23 protein-coding genes are annotated in these 25,970 nt (G+C 64.9%); 11 read left to right on the top strand and 12 right to left on the bottom strand.

All coding sequences use genetic code 11. The features are described 5' to 3' along the window. Window positions 1-14 precede the first annotated feature (14 nt). From NEF64_RS10200 to NEF64_RS10185, 4 genes are read right to left on the bottom strand one after another with little or no spacing between them, the layout of a single operon-like run. On the bottom strand, window positions 15-1,526 hold the full coding sequence (locus tag NEF64_RS10200; protein WP_056408315.1) for a Ppx/GppA family phosphatase: 1,512 nt from the start codon (window positions 1,524-1,526) through the stop codon (window positions 15-17). Further along, the gene (locus NEF64_RS10195) at window positions 1,523-3,688 is read right to left on the bottom strand and encodes an RNA degradosome polyphosphate kinase (RefSeq protein WP_031393384.1); all 2,166 of its coding nucleotides are present in this window, start codon (window positions 3,686-3,688) and stop codon (window positions 1,523-1,525) included. Before NEF64_RS10195 ends, NEF64_RS10200 begins: the two co-directional genes overlap by 4 nt. 15 nt (window positions 3,689-3,703) lie before the next feature. Then, the gene (locus NEF64_RS10190; protein WP_031393385.1) at window positions 3,704-4,348 is read right to left on the bottom strand and encodes a P-loop NTPase family protein; all 645 of its coding nucleotides are present in this window, start codon (window positions 4,346-4,348) and stop codon (window positions 3,704-3,706) included. 11 nt (window positions 4,349-4,359) lie between these two features. Further along, on the bottom strand, window positions 4,360-5,604 hold the full coding sequence (locus NEF64_RS10185; RefSeq protein WP_056408745.1) for a heavy-metal-associated domain-containing protein: 1,245 nt from the start codon (window positions 5,602-5,604) through the stop codon (window positions 4,360-4,362). 64 nt (window positions 5,605-5,668) lie between these two features. Here NEF64_RS10185 and purM point away from each other — a divergent pair, with 64 nt between their 5' ends. The 3 genes from purM to NEF64_RS10170 are packed head-to-tail and all read left to right on the top strand — an operon-like array spanning window position 5,669 to window position 7,965. After that, on the top strand, window positions 5,669-6,772 hold the full coding sequence (purM, locus tag NEF64_RS10180) for a phosphoribosylformylglycinamidine cyclo-ligase (RefSeq protein WP_056408317.1): 1,104 nt from the start codon (window positions 5,669-5,671) through the stop codon (window positions 6,770-6,772). Further along, window positions 6,765-7,337 (top strand): phosphoribosylglycinamide formyltransferase, encoded by a 573-nt coding sequence (gene purN, locus NEF64_RS10175; protein ID WP_056408321.1) that lies wholly within the window; start codon window positions 6,765-6,767, stop codon window positions 7,335-7,337. The genes purM and purN overlap by 8 nt, the downstream gene beginning before the upstream one ends. A gap of 25 nt (window positions 7,338-7,362) precedes the next feature. Further along, a complete protein-coding gene (locus NEF64_RS10170; RefSeq protein ID WP_252573701.1) occupies window positions 7,363-7,965 on the top strand; it encodes a hypothetical protein in 603 nt (200 codons plus the stop codon). A 24-nt stretch (window positions 7,966-7,989) separates the two neighbouring features. On the opposite strand, the gene NEF64_RS10165 is transcribed toward NEF64_RS10170, so the two are convergent. From NEF64_RS10165 to NEF64_RS10150, 4 genes are all read right to left on the bottom strand, one after another. Then, complete coding sequence (locus tag NEF64_RS10165) at window positions 7,990-8,508, bottom strand: GNAT family N-acetyltransferase (RefSeq protein WP_056408330.1); 519 nt, start codon at window positions 8,506-8,508, stop codon at window positions 7,990-7,992. Next, a complete protein-coding gene (ndk, locus tag NEF64_RS10160; protein WP_031439003.1) occupies window positions 8,508-8,930 on the bottom strand; it encodes a nucleoside-diphosphate kinase in 423 nt (140 codons plus the stop codon). The genes NEF64_RS10165 and ndk overlap by 1 nt, the downstream gene beginning before the upstream one ends. 89 nt (window positions 8,931-9,019) lie before the next feature. Next, window positions 9,020-9,457, bottom strand: coding sequence for a DNA polymerase III subunit chi (locus NEF64_RS10155; protein ID WP_031439002.1), 438 nt, complete (start codon window positions 9,455-9,457; stop codon window positions 9,020-9,022). An 85-nt stretch (window positions 9,458-9,542) separates the two neighbouring features. After that, window positions 9,543-11,021, bottom strand: coding sequence for a leucyl aminopeptidase (locus NEF64_RS10150; protein WP_252574932.1), 1,479 nt, complete (start codon window positions 11,019-11,021; stop codon window positions 9,543-9,545). A gap of 221 nt (window positions 11,022-11,242) precedes the next feature. On the opposite strand from NEF64_RS10150, the gene NEF64_RS10145 reads away from it, so the two are divergent. The 4 genes from NEF64_RS10145 to rsmA all read left to right on the top strand — a co-directional run bounded on the left by NEF64_RS10145 (window position 11,243) and on the right by rsmA (window position 16,834). Then, complete coding sequence (locus NEF64_RS10145; RefSeq protein ID WP_200912206.1) at window positions 11,243-13,486, top strand: LPS-assembly protein LptD; 2,244 nt, start codon at window positions 11,243-11,245, stop codon at window positions 13,484-13,486. A 138-nt stretch (window positions 13,487-13,624) separates the two neighbouring features. Beyond that, window positions 13,625-14,968, top strand: a complete 1,344-nt coding sequence (locus tag NEF64_RS10140; RefSeq protein ID WP_414711869.1) for a peptidylprolyl isomerase — start codon at window positions 13,625-13,627, stop codon at window positions 14,966-14,968. 7 nt (window positions 14,969-14,975) lie between these two features. Continuing rightward, a complete protein-coding gene (gene pdxA, locus NEF64_RS10135; RefSeq protein ID WP_082446995.1) occupies window positions 14,976-15,986 on the top strand; it encodes a 4-hydroxythreonine-4-phosphate dehydrogenase PdxA in 1,011 nt (336 codons plus the stop codon). After that, window positions 15,983-16,834, top strand: coding sequence for a 16S rRNA (adenine(1518)-N(6)/adenine(1519)-N(6))-dimethyltransferase RsmA (gene rsmA / locus NEF64_RS10130; RefSeq protein ID WP_031393397.1), 852 nt, complete (start codon window positions 15,983-15,985; stop codon window positions 16,832-16,834). Before pdxA ends, rsmA begins: the two co-directional genes overlap by 4 nt. 11 nt (window positions 16,835-16,845) lie before the next feature. On the opposite strand, the gene NEF64_RS10125 is transcribed toward rsmA, so the two are convergent. From NEF64_RS10125 to guaB, 3 genes are all read right to left on the bottom strand, one after another. Then, window positions 16,846-17,346 (bottom strand): tetratricopeptide repeat protein, encoded by a 501-nt coding sequence (locus tag NEF64_RS10125; protein ID WP_031393398.1) that lies wholly within the window; start codon window positions 17,344-17,346, stop codon window positions 16,846-16,848. A 32-nt stretch (window positions 17,347-17,378) separates the two neighbouring features. Continuing rightward, on the bottom strand, window positions 17,379-18,566 hold the full coding sequence (locus NEF64_RS10120; protein ID WP_252573699.1) for an RsmB/NOP family class I SAM-dependent RNA methyltransferase: 1,188 nt from the start codon (window positions 18,564-18,566) through the stop codon (window positions 17,379-17,381). 173 nt (window positions 18,567-18,739) lie between these two features. Continuing rightward, a complete protein-coding gene (gene guaB, locus NEF64_RS10115) occupies window positions 18,740-20,197 on the bottom strand; it encodes an IMP dehydrogenase (protein ID WP_031393400.1) in 1,458 nt (485 codons plus the stop codon). Window positions 20,198-20,317: 120 nt separating this feature from the next. Between guaB and NEF64_RS10110 the strand changes: the two genes are divergently transcribed. Together NEF64_RS10110 and NEF64_RS10105 are read left to right on the top strand one after the other, a co-directional pair. Then, complete coding sequence (locus NEF64_RS10110) at window positions 20,318-21,310, top strand: SPFH domain-containing protein (RefSeq protein ID WP_056408332.1); 993 nt, start codon at window positions 20,318-20,320, stop codon at window positions 21,308-21,310. Then, entirely contained in the window at window positions 21,310-21,747 is a 438-nt protein-coding gene (locus NEF64_RS10105) for an NfeD family protein (RefSeq protein WP_056408334.1), read from the top strand. The genes NEF64_RS10110 and NEF64_RS10105 overlap by 1 nt, the downstream gene beginning before the upstream one ends. Window positions 21,748-21,859: 112 nt before the next feature. Here the strand turns inward: NEF64_RS10105 and NEF64_RS10100 are convergent, their stop codons facing one another. Beyond that, window positions 21,860-23,470 (bottom strand): phosphoenolpyruvate carboxykinase, encoded by a 1,611-nt coding sequence (locus NEF64_RS10100; protein ID WP_252573697.1) that lies wholly within the window; start codon window positions 23,468-23,470, stop codon window positions 21,860-21,862. Between the two features lie 202 nt (window positions 23,471-23,672). On the opposite strand from NEF64_RS10100, the gene NEF64_RS10095 reads away from it, so the two are divergent. Further along, the gene (locus tag NEF64_RS10095) at window positions 23,673-24,380 is read left to right on the top strand and encodes a response regulator transcription factor (protein WP_031393404.1); all 708 of its coding nucleotides are present in this window, start codon (window positions 23,673-23,675) and stop codon (window positions 24,378-24,380) included. 1 nt (window position 24,381) lies between these two features. Further along, window positions 24,382-25,965, top strand: a complete 1,584-nt coding sequence (locus NEF64_RS10090; RefSeq protein ID WP_056408340.1) for a sensor histidine kinase — start codon at window positions 24,382-24,384, stop codon at window positions 25,963-25,965. Window positions 25,966-25,970 lie beyond the last annotated feature (5 nt).

Below are 25,970 nucleotides of genomic sequence, written 5' to 3'. Positions count from 1 at the left end.
GCGTTCGACGCCGGTCAGGCGATCGCGAGCACAGGCTTCCGGCCGACGGCCGCGGCAAGCGCCGCGTGTCGCCGCTCAACGGCTTCCCCGTAGAGTCCGCGATCTGCGGGTAGCAGCGTAAGCGTCAGCGATACGCCGTCATCGGTGATGCGCGAGCGCTTGAGCGGTCCTGCAAGCCCCCCGCTCATCCGCTGCCCGAGACGCATCGCAAGTCCCCAGGCCGTCGCGCTCTGGATCTCTGCGGGTGTCGCCAGGCGTTCCACGGGATCTGCGGCGGCCAGGTCACCGCCAAGGCTGGTATATAGGGCCTGGGCGAGCATGCCGCGACCCGGTGCGTCGATCGCGACCCAATTGCCGTGCAACGCGACTTCGACCCCGCGCTCGGCGCGAAATTCCGGATTGGCGCGCCAACCCACATCGGCGAGGAGGCAGGCGGTGTGGCGCAAGCGCGCCACCGCATGGGGTTCGGTAACGAACAACGGCGCGATCCAGCGATCGAGCAAATCGCCATGTTCGGGAAAGCGGCCGAGCAGTCGCCCCTCCTCGCGTGCGGCTTCGATCAGGGGGTCGAGTGCCCGCGCCGCCGGCTTAAGGTCGCCGTAGAGCAGCCCTTCGCGAAGGCCATAGGCGGAGACGATCGTCGTCTTGCTACCAAGCTGGCGCATGAGAATGCCGAGCAACGCGGCGGCATCCCCAAGCGTCGCGATCCGGCCAGACGACAGGCCCGGAATGGCTTTCAGGCGCGGCTTGGAGAGTTGCGGGATGGTGCGGCTGAGGCGCGTGACGGTCGCTGCAGTCATCGGATATTGATGGATGATCGGCAGCGGATAGTCCGACAGCTCCATGTCGAGCCGCGCCAGCGCCCGCCATGACCCGCCGACAAGATACAACGGCAGGCCCTGCCCGCGTGCGGCCCAGCCGGCATCGCGCACGAGCCGCGCCACATGGCGCTCAAGCACCTTGCCCCGCTTCGCCCGCATCGGTCCGATACGCAGGACGCCAAGGGGGAACGAGACGCTGTCCTCGATCTTGCCACGGCGGACGCGTACGAGCTCGAGGCTGCCGCCGCCGAGATCGCCGACGATGCCATCCGCCTCAGGGATCGCAGACAGCACGCCATAGCCCGCAGCGCTCGCCTCCTGTCCGCCCGACAACGTCTCGACCTTGAGCCCCAGCTCCTCTGCCGCGGCGATGAGGTCACCACCGTTCCGGGCATCGCGAACCGCTGCCGTGGCAACCGTCCGTAGCGTCGAACACTCCATCTCACGCGCAACCGCGGCAAACCGCGCAAGCGCCACCTTAGCCGTCTTGAGTGCCGACTTTTCAATCGTGCCCGTCGCCGCTAGCCCGCGGCCGAGGCCCGCCAGCACCTTCTCGTTGAACCGGATCGCCGGCAGTCTGGGCGGCCCCTGATAGACGACGAGCCGGATCGAGTTCGATCCGATGTCGATGATCCCGGTGCGCGGATGGTCGTCGACCTCAACCTTTGGCGTCGCGGTGCCGAACAGGAGGTTGGTAACGCTCATCGCTGTCGACGGAGCGAAAGCGTCGGCACGGTTGCGCTCGTGGCAAGCGATGCACCACGGCCGGAAAGAGACGGATTGGTCATGAAATACCGATGCAGGTTGAACGGACGATCGCCGGGATCGATGCGCGAATAATCGCCGTCGGGTCCTAGCTCCCAGCTTTGCTCGTTGTCGATGAGATTGGCGACCATCACCTGGTCGAGGATCTGGTCGTGCACCGTCGGGTTAAGGATCGGCAGCATATATTCGACGCGCCGATCGAAATTCCGCGGCATCCAGTCGGCGGACGAGATGAAAAGCTTCGCACCGTCGTTCGGCAAAGCCTTCCCGTTTCCGAAAGCCCAGATACGGCTATGTTCGAGGAACCGGCCGATCACCGATTTGACGCGGATCGTTTCGGACAGGCCGGGCACACCCGGTCGGAGACAGCAGATGCCGCGGATGATGAGGTCGATTTCGACCCCTGCTCCGCTTGCCTCGTACAGCTTTTCGATCACCGCAGGGTCGACCAGCGAGTTCATCTTCGCCCAGACCCCTGCCGGTCGCCCCGCGCGGGCATTGGCGATCTCGACGTCGATCAAAGTCATCAGATTCTTACGGAGATCCCGCGGGCTCAAGCTGACACGGGCCATGTCCGTCGGTTCGACATAGCCAGTGATGTAGTTGAACATCTGCGCGGCATCGCGCCCGACCGCCGCGTCGGCGGTGAAGAAGCTGAGGTCAGTGTAGATCTTGGCCGTGACGGGGTGATAATTGCCGGTACCGAAATGGCAGTAGGTCCGGAACGCCTGCCCCTCTCGGCGGACGACCAGGGAGACCTTTGCATGGGTCTTCCAGTCGATGAACCCGTAGACGACCTGCACCCCTGCGCGTTCCAGCGCGGAGGCCCAGACCATGTTCTGCTCCTCGTCGAACCGTGCCTTGAGTTCGACCACCGCGGTGACGGATTTGCCCGCCTCGGCCGCGGTTATCAGCGCGTTGATGACTGCCGGTTGCTTGCCGGCGCGGTAGAGCGTCTGCTTGATGGCGACGACATCGGGATCATTCGCCGCCTGCTTCAGGAAGGCCAGCACCACCTCGAACGTTTCATAGGGGTGGTGGACGACGATGTCCTTGGCCTTGATCGCTGCGAAGCAGTCACCGCCAAATTCACGGATTCGCTCAGGAAAGCGCGGCGTGAAGGGCGGGAATTTAAGATCGGGGCGATCCTCCTCAACTAGTCCGTCGAGATCGACGATGCCCAGCAGGTTACCGCTTTCGGTGATGATTGCCTCGGCCCCGCCGAGTTCGTCCTTCAGCACGGCTGCCAGCACGTCCGGTATGCCGGTTTCCAATTCGAGCCGGATCACCCGGCCCCGGCGGCGGCGTTTGATCGCGTTGGCAAAGTAGCGGACAAGGTCCTCCGCCTCCTCCTCGATCTCCATGTCACTGTCGCGCAGGACGCGGAAGCTCGCGGCGGCAAGAACCTCATAGCCAGGGAACAGTACGGGTGCGAACCGCTTGAGCAGCGTCTCGATCGCGACGTAGCGCGCGGGTTCGCCAGGCAACCGCACGAAGCGCGTCATGGTGTGCGGCAACATGACCAGTTCGCGGACCGGTTCGTTGTCCGACCGGCGGACGAGGTCGAAGATCACTGACAGGCCGCGGTTCGGAATGAACGGGAACGGATGGGCGGGGTCGAGCGCCTGCGGGGTCAGGATCGGAAAGATCTGCTCGCGAAAATGTGTTTCGAGCCAGTCATCGGCTTCGCCCTCGACGGCATCGCGGCGCAGGACAAACAGCCCCGCCTCGTCGAGCAGCACACGAAGATCACCCCAGACCGCCTGCTGGCTCTCCATCAGCGCGTCCGCTTCGCGGATGATCGCGGTCAGCTGCTGCCCGGCAGTCAAGCCGTCGGCCGAGCGACGATCAACGTCCTGCGTCTGCTGACCCTTCAGTCCGGCGACACGCACCATGAAGAACTCGTCGAGATTGGATCCCGAGATAGAGAGAAACCTAAGCCGTTCGAGCAACGGATGCGCCGGATTGCACGCCTCCTCGATCACGCGCCGATTGAACGCGAGCCAGGAAAGCTCACGGTTGAAAAATCGGTCGTTCGGCTGAGCGCCGATGGGATCGTCGTCGTCTTCCGCTTGGCGGACGATATGCGCTGGACGGTTCATCGGTCCTCTAGGGGCTCAAGGTGACGTGAAAAGCGGCAGATCAAGGGCAAGTTGCGGTCGTAGGATCAGGCCAGCCTTGGTCAGGGTGGTGCGTGCAAGATTAATGGACAAGCGCTTGCGGCGTTCCATCGTTTCCTGATCCAGCGCATCGACGGTTCGAGTGACGGTAATATGACTACGCTCGATTCGCGACGCGAGCCAGTCAATGAGATCGGGCCGGGCATCGATGTTGCGACGCTCGAACAAATGTGCGAGCAACACCCGCATGAGTTCGTCGTCAGGCGGGCCGATCGTCGCGATCGGACTCGCAGCAAGGCGGGAGCGCAGGTCGGGCAGCTTGACCTTCCATTCGGGCGGCGCCGCGTCGGCGACGATGAGCAAAGGCCTGTGCTCTTCCTGCGCGCGATTCCAGGCGTGGAAAAGCTGCGCCTCGGGGACGCGTTCGGCATCATCGATGATTGTCCCGCCACTCTTGGCTGCAAAGATCCGCGCGAGCAGGCTACGACCCGACTTGCGCGGACCAGTAAGAATGGCGGTCATGACCGGCCAGGTCGCCCAATGCTCGAGGGTCTGTGCGGCACGGGCATTTGAAGGAGTCACCAGGAAGGCGTCGTCAAGGGGATCCGCCGGCCAACCGAGCGGCAGCGCAATTTGAGTCATTCGGTCTGCGCTCACCCTGTCGTCGCATTGTCCGCGGGCAGGTCCGGCGGAAGAAGCTGTGCGGTCCGGCGGATCCGGATGGTCTGGCCCGAGCCGAATACCTGATAGCCGCGCGCTTCGAGCGCCGCCTTGAGCGCTGCCGGATCGCCATCATAGGCGACACGCATCAGCGACACGCCGCCGAGCGCGAGGCTGGTGGTCGCGGCCGACCGGACGCCGGGAATCGCCCGCAGCGCCGCCTCCGTCGAGGTAACGGCCGCCGCTGCGGGCGTATCGAACTGAACGGTGATCGACAGGCCGGTTCCCCCCGTCAGGACGGCCGTATTGGCATCGGCCGTTTCGTCGACCGGTACGGTTTCAGTCGCAATCGGATCGGGCGCGGGTGGCGGCGAAAGGCTGTAGTCGACCCGCAGCGTGCCGTTCCGCCGCGCCTGCTGGTACAGATCGTCGATCCGCTTGACGCCGGTGTCCATGAGCTGCGGCAGCCCGTCCGGGGTCCCGACCCGCAGCGTGAAACGGCCGATCAACGCGTTGTCGGGGCCATGACGTGCTTCGAACACCCCGATGACCGGACCACCCGGCCATTGGCGATAGAGCGTGACGACCGGAACGAGAATGTCGCTGGCGCCATATTGATCGATGATCGTCCGCCACCAGCCGCGGCCGGGCCGCTGCGTCTGACCGACGTTCAACAATAGCGCATCGGGACCGGACCCCGACGGGCGGACATAGTCGATGCTGCTGTTGCCCGTCCGGTAGCGCGCCCAAGCCTGCTGCCATTCCGTCCGCTGTTCGAAGACCTGCCCGACGCCGCCCGACCATTGGACCGGTATCACGAGCATCGGCTGCGACCGATCCGAATAGGTCGAAATGCCCAAGAGCGATCCCGCCCGGCTACGATCGAACAGGACGCCGAGTTTGGCGACGTAACGCTGCGGCCCGATCTGTTCGTTCTCGACGACGATACCCGAAACCAGCGAATCGAGCGTGCCATCGGACACCAGCGCTCCGCCCCCGCCCAGCCGATTCGACAACTGCACCCAGGCCTTGCGCTGTGCAAGTCGCCAGCCGCCATAGCGGGCAGCGTCGGCGGACGGGCCCGCGACGTCGACAATGACGCCGCTGACCTCGTACGCGCTCCCGCTATCGACGGGCGCTGCGCCACGGCTGCCGCCCTCGATCTGTGCGAGCACGGCCCCGCCGCCAAGCAGCAGCGCGGCGCCGGCAAGCGCGGTGGGAAGGGCACGGATACGCATCACGCGGGCCTTTTGGCGAAGCAGACGTGGAAATCCAAGCGCGATGTGGCTAGCAGCACCGATCATGACCGATACGCCAGACTCCGCCACGCCCTATACCTACGCTCAAGCGGGGGTCTCGATCGCCGCCGGCAACGCGCTGGTGCGCGCGATTGCACCGCTTGCCCGCTCGACGCGACGACCCGGCGCCGATGCCGATCTCGGCGGCTTTGGTGGCCTGTTCGACCTGAAGGCGGCGGGCTTCGTCGACCCTTTGCTGGTCGCGGCGAACGATGGCGTAGGCACCAAGCTGAAGCTGGCGATCGAATGGAACCGACATGACGGCGTCGGCATCGATCTCGTCGCGATGTGCGTCAACGACCTGATCGTCCAAGGCGCAGAGCCGCTGTTTTTCCTCGACTATTACGCCAGTGGCAAACTCGACGCGGCAGTCGCAGAGCGCGTCGTCGCGTCGATCGCCGAGGGTTGCAAGACGGCCGGCTGTGCGCTGATCGGCGGCGAAACCGCGGAGATGCCGGGCATGTACGCGGACGGCGACTATGATCTCGCCGGCTTTTGCGTCGGCGCGGTCGAGCGGACCAACATGCTGACCGGCCGCGATATCGCGGCGGGCGACGTGATGCTCGGACTGGCGTCGTCAGGGGTGCATTCGAACGGCTTCTCGCTCGTCCGCCGGCTCGCCAGCGACCGCGGGTGGAAACTCGACCGGCCGGCGCTGTTCGATCAGGACAAGCTGCTGATCGACCATCTGATGGCGCCGACTCGGATCTACGTCGCCGGCCTGCTGCCGCTTCTGCGTGAGCGCCGCATCAAGGGCCTCGCGCATATCACGGGCGGTGGCTTGCTCGAAAATATTCCACGGGTTCTGCCGCAAGGCGTTCATGCGATCGTCGATGCGGATGCCTGGGAGCAGTCCCGGCTCATGGCCTTCCTTCAGGCGCAGGGTGCTATCGAACCGGAGGAGATGGCACGGACCTTCAATTGCGGCGTCGGCATGGTCGCGATCGTCGACGCTAACGATGTGACGACGATCACCGCTGCACTGGAAGCCGCGGGCGAAACGGTATTCCCGATCGGGCGGATCGAGGCGGGGACACATGGCTGCACCGTGCGCGGTTCGGCGGGCACGTGGAGCGCGCGCGCCGACTGGACCGCGACTCATGGCTGACAGAACGCGCGTCGGTGTGCTCGTATCGGGGCGCGGATCGAACATGATCGCGCTGGTCGAGGCGTCGCGCGCTGCGAACTGTCCTTATGAGGTGGTGCTCGTCGCGTCCGACAAGCCGGAGGCGGCGGGCATCGCATGGGCAAAGGCCGAGGGGATAGCGACGTTTGCGCTGTCTCCCCGCGGGTTGGGCAAACCGGCTTATGAGGCGGCGATCGATGGGGCGCTCCGGGACGCCGCGGTCGAGGTCATCGCGCTGGCCGGCTATATGCGGCTGCTCTCCGACGGATTCGTCGCGGCATGGCGCGATCGGATCGTCAATATCCATCCCTCGTTGCTCCCCAAATATAAGGGGCTCGATACGCATGCGAGAGCGATCGCGGCGGGCGATGCCACGGGAGGATGCTCGGTCCATCTGGTTACCGAGGAACTCGATGGCGGCGTCGTGCTGGGTCAGGCCGAAGTCCCGATTTTGCCAGGCGACGACGCCGGTGCGCTGGCAGATCGCGTGCTGGCCGCGGAACATGCGCTATACCCCAAGACGCTTGCCGAGTTCGTGAAACGATGAACGTCCTGCCGAAAACAGACATCTGATGAGCCGCGAAACACCGACCGAACGGCGTGAAGCCGCCGAAACGCGCCGCCGCTGGGTGACGCTGGCAGAGGTCCTCGCGGTCGCCGGTGTGCTCATCGCGGCACTCACGCTGTGGAGCAACTGGTCCGAGCGCAACGCGGACAAGGCCGAGAAGGCGAGCGCGCGTGCCAGCGAACAGCGCGAAAGCCGACGCTTCGAAATCCGTGCCGTCGCGGCGGAGAATGGCGATTCGCTGATGTTGCTGCGCGACGACAAGCACGAGATCCAGACGGCGACGATCGCGTTCCCCTCGGCGCTGAGCGTCGAGCGCAAGGATGCCCTGACGGATCAGATCCAGCGTGACTGGTTCAAAAAGGCTTTGCTGAAAGCCACCGATGGGGGCGAGGGCGATCAGACCGGGCGGTTGCCGGTCCTCATTGCGGTCACCTATACCGATGGCGACGTCTCGGGCTCGGCAAGCGGGATCTACGACGTGATCTGGCGTACGGAAGCCGGTATGTTCTCGTTTGGCCGGTCGCTGAAACTGGAAGGCCTGAAGCTTAGGCAACGTGGCGGCGATCAGGCAAAGCTGGACGCGTTATGGAAACGCCAACAACGCTAGCGAGGCGCCCTGCCCCTGCGACCGTCAGATTTCACGGGCGTAAACCGGATCAGTGTACGGCGTCGTCCCGACCCTGAAGGGCCGGGTGCCGATCACGGAGAATTGCTGGCGTTCGTAGAATGCGCGGGCGCGGGCGTTCAAGCCCCACACACCCAACAACACACGGGCGTAATCGCGCTCGGCCGCGTCAGCGAGCGCCCGGTCCATCAACGCGGCACCGAGACCTGATCCCTGCGCCTGCTTCATGAGGTAGATGCGGCGCAGTTCGATATCGCGAGGGCCGGTGTCGATAGGAAATGCAGGCTTCGTAAGTACGGAATAGCCGATCGGGGCATGGCCCGGCTCATATTCGGCGAGCGTCACGATCGTTGCCGGATCATCGAGCCATGCCTCGAAGACCGCGACGCTGTTGTTCCGCGTACAATGATCGACGATGTCGACGCCCGCAAATGCTGTTGCGTAGGCGTCAAGAAACGAGGCGGCTCCGACGAGCGAGAGGGCGGGCGCATCGCCCACCGTCGCGCGTCGCAGCCGCCAGAGCATCAGCCGACGATTTCTTCGGGCTTGAAGAAATAGGCGATCTCGATCTCGGCATTCTCGTCCGAATCCGAACCGTGAACGCTATTGGCTTCGATCGACTCGGCAAGCTCCTTGCGGATCGTGCCGGGCTCGGCGTTCGCCGGGTTGGTCGCGCCCATGATGTCGCGGTTGCGCTGCATCGCGTTGTCGCCTTCGAGAACCTGGACGACGACGGGGCCCGAGATCATGAACGAGACGAGCTCACCGAAGAAGGGGCGCTCCTTGTGCACCGCGTAGAAGCCTTCGGCCTGCTCGCGGGTCATCTGGATGCGCTTCGACGCGACGACGCGCAGGCCGGCTTCCTCGAGCATCTTGGTGACCGCACCGGTCAGGTTGCGGCGGGTGGCATCGGGCTTGATGATCGAAAAGGTACGGTTCGCGGCCATGATGGTCACGGGCTCCTGTGTTGACGGAAATAGGATGCGCGGCGCTTAGGCGCGGATCGGCCCCAAAGCAACGCCTATGCCGTCCAATTTCAGGCAGCCTGCTCCCAGCGGCCGGCATCGTTCTGTCTCCAGTACCGACGCTCGACACCGTCTCGATCGCCCAGCGTCTTCCATGCCAGCCGCGCCTCGCGAATCGCCTCTTCATCGAACACATGGAATACCCGCTCGAAATCGAGCGCCGCGTCCCGCCAGCGACCATCGACGATCGCAACGTTGCGCGCGGCGTTGGCCGTCGTCACGTCGCTGGCAATCAGAACGGGCTGTGCCGCGTCGTTACCTGCGCCGATATGTGCATGCGGCAGGAAGCTCTCCGGCGCATAGGACCAGAGGAGCCGATCGAGCGCGACACGCTGCGCCTCGGGTTCGGCGACAATAAGCAGGCGGCCGCCGGTCTGCACAACGCGCTCGGCGATTCGCGGAAGGACGCGGTCGAGCGGGGTGGTCAGGTGGTAGAAATCGACCTGCATTATGCTCATCCCCCGAGTTCAGACTGCCGCCCAAGTGCCCCCCCCGTCATCCCGACCGCTGCCGGGATGACGGGATAGGTGACGTTCAGCCTTCGAAATTGTCGGCAACGAAACGGTCGAGCAGGCCCACGCCATAACCGGTCGCGCCCTTATCGTGGTGGGTTCCCGGCTTGTCCGACCAGACCATGCCCGCGATGTCGAGGTGCGCCCATTTCACGCCTTCGTCGACGAAGCGTTTGATGAACTGCGCCGCAGTGATCGACCCTGCGCCGCGCGGGCCGACATTCTTCATGTCCGCGATCGGGGAGTCGATCAGCTTGTCGTAGGCCGGCGACAGCGGGAAGCGCCACAGTGTGTCGCCACTGGCCGTCCCAGCCGCAAGCAACTGGTCCGCCAGCGCGTCGTCATTGGCGAAGATGCCGCCATTCTCGGTGCCAAGCGCGACAATCATCGCACCCGTCAGCGTCGCGAGATCGACGATCGTCGCAGGCTGATGCGTCTTCTGCACCCAGGTCACGCAGTCGCAAAGCACCAGCCGTCCTTCGGCATCGGTGTTCAGGACTTCGATCGTCTGGCCCGACATCGACGTGATGACGTCACTAGGCCGCAGCGCCGCGCCATCGGGCATGTTCTCGACCAGCCCCATGACGCCGACCACATTGGCCTTGGCCTTGCGCGCCGCCAGCGCCTTCATCGCGCCGGCAACGGCCCCTGCTCCGCCCATGTCCCACTTCATGTCTTCCATGCCCGCGCCCGGCTTGATGGAGATACCACCCGAATCGAACGTCACGCCCTTGCCGACAAGGGCAAGCGTCGGGACGTCGGCGGCGGCCCCGTTCCATTTCAGCGCCAGCAGGCGCGCCTCGCGTCGCGAGCCCTGGCTGACGCTCAGCAGCGAACCCATGCCGAGTTCCGCCATCTGCGCTTCGTCGAGGACGGTGATTTCGAGCCCCAGCCCTTCGACGTCCTTCGTCACCTTCTCGACGAAGCTCTCGGGGTAGACGATGTTTGGCGGCGATGTGACGAGCCACCGCGTCAGGTCCATGCCACCACTTACCGCGGCCTGCTCGGCCCATGCCGCGTCGGTGCCTTCGGGGGCACCGGCGATCGTGAATGTCGTCAAGCTGGGCTTCGACGTCTCGGCAAGCTTGGTGCGATACGTGTCGTAACGCCATGCGCGCTGCAGGGCCGCTGCGGCGAACCGGGCGGCAGCCGCAGCACTCGGGGGCGTCGAGGCGGCACCCAGGTCGATCGTCACCGCGGTGGCGCCTGACGTCAGCAGGCGCGCAGTGACCGCACCTCCGGCTTTCCCCCAATCCGCATCGCTGCCTGCGCCGGCGCCAACGAACAGGACCTGCCGAACCGTGCCCGCAACCGGCACGAAGACCTCGATGATCGCCCCCGCTTCGCCGGTGAAGCGGGCAGCGGCCGCTGCCTGCATTGCGACCGCCTCGACGCCGTCACCGATCGCGGTCCATCGCGTCGTGGACAATGCGTCCTTGGCAACGGGCACGGCGAGAATGGCCGCATCGGGCTTGGCGACGGGGGTGAAATCGATCTGCATGGGGACCTCGAAGAACATTGAATAGACTGGGCTAGATGCCCCTAAGCTGATGCTGCGAGGCCGGCAAAGCAAGGTCGCGGCCGATCAAGGCTGTGGATAGCCGTGATCCGACGCACGGCGATTGCAGCAACGCGCGGACGATGCGATAGGCGGCGCGGTATGGCGGCGACCGGCCGCAGTTCCAAAAGGGGTTGGTTCGGATCGTGTTGCGTATCGACCTTATGGCGGGTTGCGCCCTGTCGCTTGCCTTGCTCGCATCGGGACTGCTGCCAGCGTCCGCGCGCGCGCAGGATCTCCAGGCGCGTCCGGCAGCGCCGCCCCTTCCGGAACCGCCGACCTCATCGACCCCAACGGATCCGGATCAGGTGCAGTTCAGCGCCAGCGGTCTTGAATATGACACTGACGCCGACATCGTCACGGCAACTGGCGAGGTCCGCATGTTCCGCCAGGGCGATCGGCTGCGCGCCGACAAAGTGGTGTGGAACCGCAAGACGGGCAAGGTTCTTGCGACGGGCAATATCGCGGTCACCAACCCCCAGGGCGACATTGCCTATGGCGACTCGATCGAGCTGACCGACTCGCTGAAAGACGGCGTCGTCGACAACATGCTCGTCGTGCTCGAACAGGGCGGCAGGCTGGCCGCCAAGCAAGGGACGCGCGAGGCCGATGGCACGGTCGAACTGCGCAGTGCCGCATATACGCCCTGCGCCGTCGTGAACTCGGCCGGGTGCCCCAAGGAGCCGACCTGGAAGATCACCGCAGTCAGCGTCACCTATCGCCCCGACCGCAAGCGGATCTACTATGCCGGCGCGCGGCTGCACCTGTTCGGCCTTCCCAGCCTGCCGTTGCCCAAATTCTCCAATCCCGTCGGTGGCGGCAGCGACAGCGGGCTGCTATCCCCCAATGGCGGCTATAGCCGGGTCAACGGTTTCGAAGTCAGCATTCCCTATTATGTGAAGCTCGCGCCTAACCAAGGCCTGGTCGTCACGCCGCACCTCTACACCAGCGTCTTACCGATGCTCCAGGCTGACTATTCCGCGCTCAGCACCAGGGGCGCGTTCAGCCTGCGCGCCTATGCGACCGAAAGCCGCCGAAGCGACGATCTGACCACGGCAAATTCAGCGGACACCAGCATGGCGTTCCGCGGCTACCTCGACGGCATGGCACGCTATCAGCTGACGCCCAACTGGAGTGTCAGCGGCTCGCTCCGCCTGACGACCGACCGGACATTCCTGCGGCGCTACGACATCTCGCGCGACGACCGGTTGCGCAGCACGGCCAGCCTCGAGCGGATTGACGACAGCAGCTATTTCGCGCTGACCGGCTGGTACGTCCAGACGCTGCGCGTCAATGACAGCCAGGGTCAGCAGCCGATCGCGCTTCCCGAGATCGACTATCGCAAGCGCTTCGACGATGGACTGGTCGGGGGCCGCGTCCAGCTCCAGCTCAACACGCTCGCGCTGACACGCACCGACGGACAGGACACGCAGCGCGCGTTCGCCAGCGCGCAATGGGATCTTCGGCGCCTGACGAACTGGGGTCAGGAGGTCACCTTCACGGCATTCGCCCGCGCCGACGCCTATAACACGAACAACACCGACGCGACCTCGATCGTCAGTTATCGCGGACTCGAAGGATTTCACAAGCGGGCGATCGGCGCAGCGGCCGTGGACGTGAAATGGCCGTTCATCGGCACGTTCCTCGGCGGCACGCAGCGGTTCACGCCGCGTGTCCAGCTGGTCGCCGCACCGAGCATTGCCAACACGCGCATCCCCAACGAGGATTCGCGCGCCGTCGACCTCGACGATACCAACCTGTTCGCACTGAACCGCTTTGCCGGGTATGACCGGTTCGAGGATTCCTCACGCGCCACCTATGGCGGCGAGTGGGCGCTCGACCTTCCAGGGATCGCCTTCACGACGAATATCGGACAGAGCTATCGCCTGGGTACGCGGCCGACGATCCTGCCCGACGGTACGGGGCTCAGCGACCGGTTCTCCGATATTGTCGGTCGCAGTGAGTTACGGTTCCGCGACTTTGTTTCGGTGGTGCACCGCTACCGGCTCGACAAGGACAGCCTGGCGATCCGCCGCAACGAGATCGACGCCACGATCGGATCGCGCGCGACCTATGTGCTCGTCGGCTATCTCAAGCTGAACCGCAACATCGACGCCGCGATCGAGGATTTGCGCGACCGCGAGGAGATCCGCGTCGCCGGCCGTGTCCAGTTTGCCCGGTTCTGGTCGGCCTTCGGATCGGGGGTCGTCGATTTGACGAACAAGTCGGAAGATCCGCTGTCGGTCAGCGACGGTTTCAGCCCGATCCGCCACCGCGTCGGCGTGCAGTATGAAGACGATTGCCTGCGGCTTGGCGCGACGTGGCGGCGGACGTACAACGATACCGGTGATGCGCGGAAGGGGAACAGTTTCCTGCTGACGCTGGCCTTCACCAATCTTGGCCGCTAAGCCCGCATTCAGCTAAGCCAGGGTAGGCCGCGCGGCACGCGCGATGATACGCGATGATGGGATACCGACACCTTGAAGCATGATGTTCGACTGACGGCGCGTGGTGGCCGCGTAATCGGCGCTGTGGTCCTTGCCGCACTGACCGCAAGCGCCATTGCCCAGACCGCGCCAACGCCTGCGCCCGCGCCCGCTGGAGGATCCGGCCAGACCGTGTCCGATCAGAGCGTGCCCGACAATACCGGGCTTAACCTGCCGACGAACCTTCAGATCTTCGGCAAGGTCGATCCGAACGTCCGCAAGCCGACGGCGATCGTCAACGATTCCGTGATCACCGGCACCGACGTCGATCAGCGCGTCGCCTTGATCGCGATGGCCAATGAGGGCGCCAAGCTCTCTCCCGAAGACCGCGATCGGTTGAAGCTCCAGGTCCTGCGGCAGCTGATCGACGAGACGCTGCAGATCCAGGAGGCAAAGACCGCCGACATCACGATCACGCCCGCCGAACTGACGCAGAGCTATGACGCGGTGTCGAAGCGGTTCAACCGGACCCCTGCCACCATGGCGGCCTATCTGCGGCAGACCGGCTCGTCGGATCGCTCGCTCAAGCGTCAGATCGAAGGCGAACTGGCCTGGCAGCGCTATCTGCGGCGCCGTGTCGAGCCCTTCGTCAACGTCGGCGACGAGGAGGTCAAAGGCATCATCGACCGCCTCGAGGCGGCCAAAGGTACGGACGAGTTCAACCTGAAGGAAATCTACCTCGCCGGGAATGCGACGAACGGGCAACAGGTCTATGCCAATGCCCGCCAGCTGATCCAGGAAATCCAGAAGGGCACGCAGCCGTTCGAAACCTATGCGCGGCAATTCTCCGAGGCGTCGACCCGCGCGGTCGGCGGCGACCTTGGCTGGGTTCGCGCATCGACGCTGCCGCCGGAGCTCGCCCAGGCGACGCAGTCGATGCAGGTCGGCCAGGTGGCCGGTCCGATCGAGGTGTCGGGCGGCTATTCCATCCTGTACCTGACCGACAAGCGCCAGGTGCTGACCGCCGACCCACGCGACGCGCGGCTCAGCCTGAAGCAGCTGACGTTGCGCTTCCCGCCCAATACGTCGCAGGCGCAGGCCGCAGCCCGTGCCGAGGCGTTCGCGAGGGCGACGAAGGATCTGCGCGGGTGCGGCACCGTCGAAAAGGTCGCCGCGGGCATCGGCGCCGACGTTGTCGACAATGATACGGTCCGGATCCGCGATCTTCCGCCGCAGCTTCAGGAAGTGATGCTCAAGCTACAGGTCGGCGAATCGAGCCCGCCATTCGGGTCCGCCGAACAGGGCGTCCGCGCCCTCGTCCTGTGCGGACGCGACGATCCGCAGTCAGGCAATCTGCCAAGTTCGGAACAGATCCAGGGACAGCTCGAGCAGCAGCGCGTCAATCTGCGCGCCCAGCAGAAGCTGCGGGATCTGCGTCGTGACGCCGTCGTCGAATATCGCTGATTCTGACATGCCGCAGTCGCGCCCCCTCGCCGTCTCGATGGGCGACCCTGCGGGGATCGGACCTGAAATCATCGCCAAGGCTTGGTCCGCGCGTGTTGCGCACGATCTGCCCCCGTTCGTTGCGATCGGCGACATCCGGGCGGTCGAGCGGGTCTGGTCCGGGCCCGTGGTCCGGATCGCGGATCCTACCGAAACGGCCACGGTATTCGCCGGTGCGCTCCCGGTGCTGAGCGTCGAAGACGCGGGCGAGATCGTGCCCGGGAATCCGGATGTCGAGGGCGCCCGTTGCGCCTTGCACGCGCTCGAGCTTGCGGTGGGACTGGTCAAGACCGGAGCAGCACGCGCACTGGTCACGGGGCCGGTATCGAAGGCAAAGCTTTACGCGATTGGCTTCACCCATCCCGGGCAGACGGAGTTCGTCGCTGAACGGTTCGGCGTCGCGGGCGAGAATGCCGTGATGATGCTTGCCGGCCCGTCGCTCCGTGTCGTGCCGATCACGACGCATGTGCCGCTCGGCGACGTCGCCTCCCTGCTGTCGGTCGATCTGATCGTCGCAAAGGGGCGGGCGACGGCGCGCGGGTTGACTCGCAACTTCGGGATTGCGGCCCCGAGGCTCGCCTTTGCCGGGTTCAATCCGCATGCGGGCGAACAGGGCGCGCTCGGCCGTGAGGAGATTGATATCATCGCTCCGGCAATCGATCTGCTGCGCGCGGAGGGCATCGACGCGACCGGGCCTTTTGCGGCAGATACCTTGTTCCACCCGCGCGCGCGGGCGACCTATGACGCGGCACTCTGCTGCTACCACGACCAGGCGCTCGTGCCGCTCAAGACCATCCATTTCGACGAAGGCGTCAATATCACGCTCGGGCTGCCTATCGTGCGCACCTCGCCTGACCACGGCACGGCATTCTCGATCGCCGGTAAGGACCTTGCCGAACCGGGTGCCATGATCGCGGCGATCGCGATGGCCGGCCAGGCGTCCGATCGGCGTGCCGCGCAAAGCACCGAAAGTCGATGATCGCCCCGGCAACGGTTCTCCCCCCGCTGCGCGAGGTGATCGCGCGGCACGGCCTCAATGCCAGCAAAGCGCTGGGCCAAAATTTCCTGTTCGACGGGCAATTACTGGCGCGCATCGCCGCTGTGCCGGGTGATCTGCACGACGCTGAAGTCCTCGAGGTCGGCCCAGGTCCCGGTGGACTGACCCGCGCTTTGCTTGCGGCGGGTGCGCGCGTGACGGCGATCGAGCGGGATCATCGCTGTATCCCGGCGCTGGCCGAACTGGGCGACGCGTTCCCGGGGCAGTTGACGGTCATCGAGGGCGATGCGCTGGCGATCGACGCGCCGTCGTTGTTCACGACAAGACCTCACATCGTCTCCAACCTGCCCTATAACGTCGGTACCGCCTTGCTGGTCGGCTGGCTGTCGGCGGATTGGGCACCATGGTGGCAATCGCTGACGCTGATGTTCCAGAAAGAGGTCGCCGAACGGATCGTTGCGACCACGAACAGCGATCATTACGGACGCCTTGCGGTGCTCGCGCAATGGCGAAGCGCGTCGAGGATTGCGATGCCGGTCCACCGGTCGGCCTTTACGCCGCCACCCAAAGTCATGTCCGCAGTCGTCCACATCACGCCACAGGTTGCGCCCAAGGGTGTCGACTTCGCCCTGCTCGAACGGCTGACCGGCGCCGCCTTTGGCCAGCGTCGCAAGATGCTCCGCCAGAGCCTGAAGTCGGTGCCTGGTGCTCTCGATGCACTGGAGCGGATCGGGATCGATGGGACGCGACGCGCAGAGACCTTGTCGGTGCTGGATTTCGTGGCACTGGCGCGCGCTGCGAAGACACGGCCGCTCACCGTCAGCGGCTGAGGTCGTTCCGCTCAGTCCTTGGCGGGGGTCGCAGGCTTTACGACCTGCGCAGTCGTGATCGGCGGACCCTTGGCGATGATCGCGGCAAGCTGCACGGCTTCGGGACACTGACCCTTGCAGATGGTGCGGATCTTGGCGAGGTTGTCGCGGGCCCGGACGACCGCGCCCTTCATCACCAGCGCACTGCCTTGCCCCTGCAACGCGGTGACGTCGTTGGGCTCAAGCAGCAGCGCCTCGCGGTAAAGGCGGATCGCCTTGCCCGGCAGTTCGCGCGCCTCTGCGACTCTGCCCAGTTCAACGAACGCCGCGCGATTGCGCGGATCCACCGCGACCGCGGTTTCGAGCATGTCGGTCGCACCGTCGAGATTGCCGGCCGCCTTCAGGCTGCGCCCCTGTGCGAGCAGTTGCAACGACCGCGCATCAATCTGCGTATCGGGCCGTTGGCCGCTCAGTGACGTCGATACGGACACGACCGTCAGCGCGGCGGCAACGGCAACGGTCGAAAAACGCATGATGGTCTCCAGGCGGGGCACAGCGGGTTTGGCTAGCATGGGCTGATAAGGCGCGCGACAAAAAATCCGTCGGTGCCGTCGCGGCCTGGCTCGAGGCGAACCCCGTGGCCGTGGACAGCGCCTGCGGGCAACGACAGCGGCGCGGTCGTCCAGCCGGGATGCGCGCCCAGGAACCACGTAACCTGGTCCGTGCCTTCCGCATCGAGCAGCGAACAGACGATATACACCAACGTACCGCCCGGTTTGACCAGCGTTGCCGCGACCGACAGGACCTGCTGTTGGGTCGACTGCAATCTGGACACGCGGTCGGGCGTCAGGCGCCAGCGCGCCTCGGGATTGCGTCGCCACGTGCCTGTTCCCGAACAAGGCGCATCAACGAGCACGCCGTCCGCACGGCCTGCCCATTCGCTCAACGCCTCGATCTCACGGGTCGGGTTGAGCAACTGCGTCTCGATGATCACGGCCCCCGCACGCGTCGCGCGCGGCGCCAGCCGTGACAGCCGGTTACGATCGGTATCGCAGGCAAGGACGGTACCCGTGTTCGCCATCATCGCGGCGAGCGCGAGCGTCTTGCCGCCAGCGCCTGCGCAGAGGTCGACGATCCTTTGGCCGGGCTTGGCCTGCATCGCGAGCCCGACGATCTGGCTGCCCTCGTCCTGGACTTCCAGCGCTCCCTCGTTGAACAGCGGCAATGCCTCGACGTTCGTGCCGGTCGGCAGCCGGATTCCGTCGGGAGCGTGCGGTGTCGCCTCAGCCTCGGGCAATGCGGCGAGCACGGCGGGACGATCCGCGACGAGCGTGTTGACCCGCAGGTCGAGCGTCGCGCGCCCCGCAAGATCGGTGAGCGCCGCGCCATCGAGCCTCGATGCCCGCAACGCCTTGGTCAGCCATTGCGGGGCGACGCCAGCGCGCGCGCGTGGTTCGTCCTTGCCGATCGGCGCTGGTGCATGGGTCGAGCCGTCGAAGGTCGCGGCCAGCGCGGGGTCGGCATCAGCGACCAGCAGCATCGCGGCACGACCGTCCTCAGGCCGATCCCCTGCCTTGCGGATCGCCGCATAGACGAGCTCACGCACGGCGCGACGGTCCTTCGACCCCGCATAGCGACGCGTGGCGAAGTAGCGGGCGATGAGCGTGTCGGCTGCCGCGCCGCTCTCCCGGGCAGCGGCGATGATCTGGTCAAGCAGTTCGATCGCGGCCTGGGTCCGTGCCGACGGGGTCAAGGCCGGCCTCCCGGGACTGCGCAATATCGGGTAGTGATTTGGTAGGGGATCATCATCATCCCCTGCCCCTACCCCCTCCCGGACGCAGAAGGGAATGATTTCAGGTATCCGCTTGCCGCATTCCCGGCCGGCGGGCCCTACCGATCCCGTGGCGGCATCGGGAGGCGTCGATGCTAGCGCGTCGGGTAGTTCGGGGCCTCGCGCGTGATCGTGACGTCGTGGACATGACTCTCCATCAGGCCGGCACCGGTGATCTGGACGAATTCCGCGCGTGCCTGCAGATCCGGGATCGTTGCCGATCCTGTATAGCCCATCGCCGCCTTGATCCCGCCGACGAGCTGGTGGACGACGTCACGTGCCGGGCCCTTATACGCAACCTGCCCTTCGATGCCCTCGGGAACCAACTTCAGCTGGTCCTTGATATCGCCTTGGAAGTAGCGATCCGCAGACCCGCGACCCATCGCGCCGACCGAACCCATACCACGATAGGATTTATACGCGCGCCCCTGGTAAAGGAAGGTTTCGCCCGGCGCCTCGTCCGTCCCGGCGAGCAGCGACCCGATCATCACGGTCGATGCGCCCGCGGCCAGCGCCTTGGCCATGTCGCCCGACGTGCGGATACCGCCATCCGCGATCACCGGTACGCCGGCCTTGTGACCGGCTTCGGCGCAATCCATCACGGCCGTCAACTGCGGTACGCCCACGCCAGCGACCACCCGCGTGGTGCAGATCGACCCGGGGCCGATGCCGACCTTGATGCCGTCCGCGCCCGCGTCGATCAGCGCGCGGGTCGCGTCGCCCGTCGCGACGTTGCCGGCAACGACCTGGACCGAGTTGGACAGTTTCTTCACCCGCTCGACCGCACGCCCGACGTCGCGGTTATGACCATGCGCCGTGTCTATGACGATCAGGTCGCATCCGGCGTCGACCAGCTGTTCCGTGCGATCGAAGCCCTTGTCGCCGACGGTCGTCGCCGCTGCGACACGCAGGCGGCCCGCTTCGTCCTTGGTCGCATCGGGGAACATGACGGCCTTTTCGATATCCTTAACCGTAATGAGGCCGACGCAACGATACTCGGCATCGACGACCAGCAGCTTTTCGATGCGACGCTGGTGCAGCAGCCGGCGCGCTTCCTCCTTGCCGACCTCGGTCGACACGGTTGCAAGATTCTCGTGCGTCATGAGCTCGCTGACCGGCTGCTGCGGGTTACCGGCGAAGCGAACATCGCGATTGGTTAGGATCCCGACCAGCTTGCCATCCGACTCGACGACCGGAATGCCGCTAATCCGGTGGCCAGCCATCAACGCCTGCGCCTCGCCCAGAGTGGCAGTCGGCTTGATCGTGATCGGGTTGACCACCATCCCCGATTCGAACCGCTTGACCTGACGGACCGCGACAACCTGTTCCTCGATCGTCAGGTTACGGTGCAGCACGCCGATACCGCCGAGCTGGGCCATGACGATCGCCATGTCCGCTTCGGTCACGGTGTCCATCGCGGAGGACAGGATCGGAATGTTGAGGGCTATCCCCCGCGTAACCTGGGTCCGCGTGTCCGCCTGGCTTGGCAGCACGTCCGATTCCCCCGGATACAGAAGGACGTCGTCGAAAGTGAGGCCGAGGCGGATATCCATGAAAGCTGCCGATCCTGGGTGTGGGGTGGCGCGCCATGTAACCAAATCGGGCGCGTACGGCTAGGCCCCTCTGCGAACGGCGTGCTATAGCCGGGCACTACACGCATGGGGGATATTCCGATGGGGTTGATTGTCGCCGGGCTCGCAGTAGCGCTGGTGCTGTTCTATTTGATGACCAGTATCAAGATCGTACGTCAGGGCTATCAGTACACGATCGAACACTTCGGCAGGTTCACGACGGTCGCGCGGCCCGGTTTCAATTTCTATCCCGCGTTTTTCTACAGGGTCGGGCGGAAGGTGAACATGATGGAACAGGTGATCGATATTCCCGGGCAGGAGATCATCACCAAGGACAATGCGATGATATCAACCGACGGGGTCGTCTTCTTTCAGGTCCTGGATTCGGCCAAGGCCGCCTATGAGGTGTCGGACCTGTATCAGGCGCTGCTACAGCTCACGACGACGAATCTTCGCACCGTCATGGGTTCAATGGATCTCGACGAGACATTGAGCAAGCGCGACGAGATCAATGCGCGATTGCTGAGCGTCGTCGACCACGCAACGACGCCGTGGGGCGTCAAGATCACCCGGGTGGAGATCAAGGACATCCGTCCGCCAGCAGACATCGTCAACGCCATGGGCCGCCAGATGAAAGCCGAGCGCGAGAAGCGCGCGAACATCCTCGACGCGGAAGGGGCACGCGCCTCAGAAATCCTTCGGGCAGAGGGCCAGAAGCAGGCACGGATTCTGGAGTCGGAGGGCCGCAAGGAATCGGCCTTTCGCGATGCCGAGGCCCGCGAGCGCGCGGCCGTTGCCGAAGCGTCGGCCACCCGGGCGGTGTCGCAGGCGATCGAAGAGGGCGGTGCCCAGGCGATCAACTATTTCATTGCGCAGAAATATGTCGAAGCAATCGGCAAATTCGCCACCTCGCCCAATGCGAAGACAATCCTGTTTCCCGTCGAGGCGACCCAGTTGATGGGAACGCTGGGTGGCATTGGCGAGATTGCGAAGGATGCCCTGCGCGACACGGTGCCGCCGACCACCTCGCAAGCGAAGCCCGCGCCTAAGGGACCATTTGAACTGTCGAACGCCAACGAGGTGCCGAAAAGCTGATGTATGGGATCGGACCGGCCGTCGCATGGCTGATCGCTGCGCTGGTGTTGGGGATCGCGGAACTGGCTGTTCCGGGGGTTTTCCTGGTCTTTCTGGCGATCGCCGCAGCGTTCACCGGGGTGATGGCGTTCGCGCTGCCGGACTTGCCGATCGCCGTACAGCTTGGCGCCTTCGCGGTCTGGAGTGTGGTCGCGGTCACGATCGGCAAACGATGGTATCATGACTATCCGGTCGAAGGCGGGGATCCGCTGCTGAACGACCGCGCGGCGCGATTGATCGGCCAGATCGTGATCGTCGAGACGGCGCTCGTTGGTGGCCAAGGCCGTGTTCTTGTCGGTGACGGCAGCTGGCCCGCACGCGGGCCCGCCGCGGCGGTCGGCACGCGGGTCAGGATTGTCGCGGTGATGGACGGCGCGGTGGCTGTGGAACCTCAGTAGACGATTGTCGCAACGTCTCGGATGGTCCGATCAATTTCAATGGCCGGACCAGGAATGGCTCAACGCCGAATCCCGATCCGGCACGCGCAGTTCTATCAGGCTGCGCGCGTGGTCACGCGGCTTCGGTCACCTTCGGCGCGGCCTGCATCACGCTGGCATCGACATGCTCCGAGAACTGCGCGAAATTCTCGACAAACAGATCGACCAGTTTCGCCGCTGTCGCGTCATAGGCATCGGTATCTGCCCATGTCGTCCGCGGATCGAGGATGGCGTCGTCGACGCCCTGTACGCTCACCGGAACCTGAAACCCAAAGTTAGGGTCCGTACGGAATTCGGCAGTCTTCAGACTGCCGTCCAGCGCAGCGTTCAGAAGCGCACGCGTAGCCTTGATCGGCATCCGGCTGCCGACACCATATTTGCCCCCGGTCCAACCCGTATTCACCAGCCAGCAGTCGACCCCGCCGCGGGCGATCCGTGCCTTCAGGAGATTACCATAAGCCGAGGGATGCCGCGGCATGAACGGAGCGCCGAAACACGTCGAGAACGTCGCATCGGGCTCGGTCACGCCAATTTCAGTGCCGGCGACGCGGGCCGTATAGCCTGACAGGAAATGATACATCGCCTGATCCGGCGTCAGTTTGGCAATCGGCGGGAGCACACCATAGGCATCAGCGGTCAACATTACGATGTTCCGTGGAACCGGACCCATATTGTCCGCCGAGCTGTTTGGAATGAAGTCGATCGGATAAGCACCCCTGCTGTTCTCCGCCAGCGTGTGATCGTCAAGATCAAGCAGGCGCGTCGTGGGATCCATGACGACATTCTCGAGAACCGTTCCGAACCGCTTTGTCGTTGCGAAGATCTCGGGCTCGGCATCGGCCGACAAACGGATCATCTTGGCGTAGCAGCCACCTTCGAAGTTGAAGACGGCGGTATCGGACCAGCCATGCTCATCGTCGCCGATCAGCGTTCGGCTGGCATCGGCACTCAAGGTCGTCTTGCCAGTGCCAGAAAGCCCGAAGAACACCGCGGTATCGCCGTTTGCGCCCATGTTTGCCGAACAATGCATCGGCATCACCCCGGCCGGCGGCAGGAGGTAGTTAAGCAGGCCGAAGACCGACTTTTTCATCTCCCCTGCATATTTCGTACCCCCGATCAGGATAAGCCGATCGGTGAAATTGACCGCGATGACGGTTTCGCTGCGGCAGCCATGCCGCGCGGGATCCGCCTGGAAGCTGGGCAGATCTATGATCGTATAGTCGGCTTCAAAGCCTTTCAGCGCTGACGCTTTCGGACGGACAAGCATCGTCCGGATGAAGAGATTGTGCCAGGCGAGTTCCGTGACGACGCGAACATTCACCCGATGATCGGGTTGCGATCCGCCATATAGGTCCTGCACGAACAGCGTATTCTTCTGCGCCAGCGCGGCGTAGAAATCTTCTTTCAGTGCGGCAAAGTGCGCCGGAGCCATCGGCTTGTTGCTCTTGCCCCACCAGACGGTCGCGTCGGTTTCCGCATCGCGGACGATGAACTTGTCCTGAGCCGAACGTCCGGTATGGGCGCCCGTTTCGACGACCAGGGGCCCGTCGGCGGACAGACGCCCCTCACCCCGGTCGAGCGCGGCTTCGACCAGCTGCGCGGTCACCAGATTCCAGTGCACCTCCGCACGTGTTTCAATTCCCTGCACGTCGAGCCCTGAGGCAGGCGTTCGCAAATCAGACACGGCATCTCTCCATAAGACACTTGCGCATACGTATGTATGTCGTTGAGTCTCGATCTAAGCGGGCCTGTGATCCGGGTCAAATCGACCGGAGGGCGTGCAACTCACGCCGCGGTCCGGTGTACCCCGGTTGAGTACGCTAGCACTTTGCCCTACGCAGCCCGTGATTTATCCCGGCGGGCGCCAAGAAGATGACAGCCAGACCATGACGGCAACGATCGCGCTCGTCGATGACGACCGAAACATCCTGACGTCGGTGTCGATCGCCCTTCAGACCGAGGGGTTTGTCACGCGGGTCTATTCGGATGGCGAGACCGCGCTGAAGGCCTTGACGGACAATCCCCCCGATCTGGCGATCTTTGACATCAAGATGCCCCGCATGGATGGTCTGGAACTGTTGCGGCGCCTCCGCGAAAAGAGCCAGATTCCCGTCATTTTCCTGACCAGCAAGGATGACGAGCTCGACGAGGCGCTTGGCCTTGCGATGGGGGCGGACGACTATATCGCCAAGCCGTTCTCGCAGCGGTTGCTGATTGCGCGGGTTCGGGCGATCCTGCGGCGCGCGGAGCTGACCCGCTCGCCTGGCACGGAGACGGAGGCCGAGGCGGCCGGGCCGCTTGACCGGGGGCGGCTCAGCATGGACCCGGCGCGCCACCGGACCCTATGGGCTGGCGAACCCGTGACACTGACGGTGACGGAATTCATGATCCTCGAAACGCTCGCGCAGCGGCCGGGTATCGTCAAGACGCGCAACCAGTTGATGGACGCCGCCTATCAGGACGACATCTATGTCGACGACCGGACGATCGACAGCCACATAAAGCGGCTTCGTCGCAAGTTCCGACAGGTCGATCCAGATTTCGACGCGATCGAAACGCTGTATGGGGCAGGCTATCGGTTCTCCGAAGATTAGCATGGGACGGAGCGATCCGGGCGACGACGTGGGCGATCGTACCGAGGATGACGGTCGCGACCTGACATTACGCTGGTCGGGTCAGATCTCCCTCACGCGGCGCATCCTCGCCGTCAATATCTTCGCGCTCTTGCTGCTCGCAGGCGGCTTCTTCTACCTCGATTCCTATCGCAGCCGGATCGTCGACAGCCGCGTCGCGCAGGCCGCACGCGAGGCGCGGCTGATCGGCGAGGCAATCGCCGCGGTCGATCCGGCGCTGCGTGAGCCGCTCATCGTCCGTCTCGCGCAGGACACGGGCTCGCAGATCCGGGTCTTCGACCGCGACGGGCAGATCATCAAGGACAGTCGCGCACTGGGGCTGCGCAGTTTCGTGCTGCACGACCCGGACAAGGAAGACTGGGGGCAGGATGCCGCGCGCTTTCTCGACGCGGTCATCGACGTGGTCGTGATGGCGCCCCGCGCACCGCTCTACCGCGAACGCGGCCCGCGGCAAGGCTGGCCCGACGTCGAGGACGTACGGTTGCGGCATGGCATCTCCACGACGGTCTGGCGCGCGCCCGACCGCACCCCAGTGATAACGGCTGCGGCCCGCGTGCCGGGCGGCGGCGTGGTGATGACGACGGTGAACGCGCGCGACATCACGCGCACCGTGCGTATCGAACGCTTCCGCCTGAGCATGGTGCTGTTGCTGGTCTCGATCGTGTCCGTGCTGCTGTCGCTTTTCCTTGCACGAACCATCGTCCGGCCCCTGCGCCGTCTCGCTCGGGCGGCGGTGCGGGTGCGGCTCGGGCGCGCGCGCGAAGTCGTGGTCCCTCGACTGCCGTCGCGCCGGGATGAACTGGGCATGCTCGCCCGCGCGCTGTCGGACATGAGCCTGGCGCTCAGGGCCCGCATCGACGCGACCGAAGCGTTCGCTGCCGATGTTACGCATGAAATGAAGAACCCGCTGGCGTCGTTGCGGTCCGCGGTGGAAGGTCTGTCACGCGTGCAGGATCCCGCCCTCAAGGAGCAGCTGATGGCGATCGTTCGAGACGATGTCCATCGGCTAGATCGGCTGATCTCCGACATCTCCGACGCGTCGCGACTCGACGCACAGCTTAGCCGGGCAAAGTTCGAACCAATCGATATGGTCAGCCTGATCAACGGCTTGCTATCCCAGCGCCTCGCACGCGACGTCGAGCGAGATATCCGTTTTCGCTTCGACCGCAGCGACGATGGCCCGTTTGTCGTGCTCGGCGAAGGCGCCCGGCTCGAGCGCGTGATCGAGAACCTAATCGATAACGCGGTATCCTTCTCGCCCGACCGTGCCCTGATCACGCTGTCCGCCATGCGCGGCGCGCAGGAGGTCGTCCTTCGTGTCGAGGATGAGGGCCCGGGCGTCCCTCCAGACGCACGCGATGCGATCTTTCGCCGCTTCCACTCGGTCAGACCTGACGGCGAAGCCTTCGGGCGTCACTCCGGATTGGGGCTCGCCATTGCGCGCACCATCGTCGAGGGGCATCAGGGCACGATCACCGTCGAATCGCGCGAGGATCGGCTGGGCGGCGCCCGGTTCGTGATTCATCTGCCGCTGTATACACGATGAGGGAG

The organism is Sphingomonas aerolata (assembly GCF_023935825.1).
Classification (GTDB): Bacteria; Pseudomonadota; Alphaproteobacteria; order Sphingomonadales; family Sphingomonadaceae; genus Sphingomonas; species Sphingomonas aerolata.
Note: the sequence above shows the minus strand (reverse complement) of the source record. Positions and strands in the feature narration are given on the sequence as shown.

Bases quoted from the DNA above. Each gene is read 5' to 3' on its own strand.
- NEF64_RS10200 (WP_056408315.1), bottom strand. From the start codon at position 1,526: ATGAGCGTTACCAACCTCCTGTTCGGCACCGCGACGCCAAAGGTTGAG.
- NEF64_RS10195 (WP_031393384.1), bottom strand. From the start codon at position 3,688: ATGAACCGTCCAGCGCATATCGTCCGCCAAGCGGAAGACGACGACGAT.
- NEF64_RS10190 (WP_031393385.1), bottom strand. From the start codon at position 4,348: ATGACTCAAATTGCGCTGCCGCTCGGTTGGCCGGCGGATCCCCTTGAC.
- NEF64_RS10185 (WP_056408745.1), bottom strand. From the start codon at position 5,604: ATGCGTATCCGTGCCCTTCCCACCGCGCTTGCCGGCGCCGCGCTGCTG.
- purM (WP_056408317.1), top strand. From the start codon at position 5,669: ATGACCGATACGCCAGACTCCGCCACGCCCTATACCTACGCTCAAGCG.
- purN (WP_056408321.1), top strand. From the start codon at position 6,765: ATGGCTGACAGAACGCGCGTCGGTGTGCTCGTATCGGGGCGCGGATCG.
- NEF64_RS10170 (WP_252573701.1), top strand. From the start codon at position 7,363: ATGAGCCGCGAAACACCGACCGAACGGCGTGAAGCCGCCGAAACGCGC.
- NEF64_RS10165 (WP_056408330.1), bottom strand. From the start codon at position 8,508: ATGCTCTGGCGGCTGCGACGCGCGACGGTGGGCGATGCGCCCGCCCTC.
- ndk (WP_031439003.1), bottom strand. From the start codon at position 8,930: ATGGCCGCGAACCGTACCTTTTCGATCATCAAGCCCGATGCCACCCGC.
- NEF64_RS10155 (WP_031439002.1), bottom strand. From the start codon at position 9,457: ATGCAGGTCGATTTCTACCACCTGACCACCCCGCTCGACCGCGTCCTT.
- NEF64_RS10150 (WP_252574932.1), bottom strand. From the start codon at position 11,021: ATGCAGATCGATTTCACCCCCGTCGCCAAGCCCGATGCGGCCATTCTC.
- NEF64_RS10145 (WP_200912206.1), top strand. From the start codon at position 11,243: ATGGCGGGTTGCGCCCTGTCGCTTGCCTTGCTCGCATCGGGACTGCTG.
- pdxA (WP_082446995.1), top strand. From the start codon at position 14,976: ATGCCGCAGTCGCGCCCCCTCGCCGTCTCGATGGGCGACCCTGCGGGG.
- rsmA (WP_031393397.1), top strand. From the start codon at position 15,983: ATGATCGCCCCGGCAACGGTTCTCCCCCCGCTGCGCGAGGTGATCGCG.
- NEF64_RS10125 (WP_031393398.1), bottom strand. From the start codon at position 17,346: ATGCGTTTTTCGACCGTTGCCGTTGCCGCCGCGCTGACGGTCGTGTCC.
- guaB (WP_031393400.1), bottom strand. From the start codon at position 20,197: ATGGATATCCGCCTCGGCCTCACTTTCGACGACGTCCTTCTGTATCCG.
- NEF64_RS10110 (WP_056408332.1), top strand. From the start codon at position 20,318: ATGGGGTTGATTGTCGCCGGGCTCGCAGTAGCGCTGGTGCTGTTCTAT.
- NEF64_RS10105 (WP_056408334.1), top strand. From the start codon at position 21,310: ATGTATGGGATCGGACCGGCCGTCGCATGGCTGATCGCTGCGCTGGTG.
- NEF64_RS10095 (WP_031393404.1), top strand. From the start codon at position 23,673: ATGACGGCAACGATCGCGCTCGTCGATGACGACCGAAACATCCTGACG.
- NEF64_RS10090 (WP_056408340.1), top strand. From the start codon at position 24,382: ATGGGACGGAGCGATCCGGGCGACGACGTGGGCGATCGTACCGAGGAT.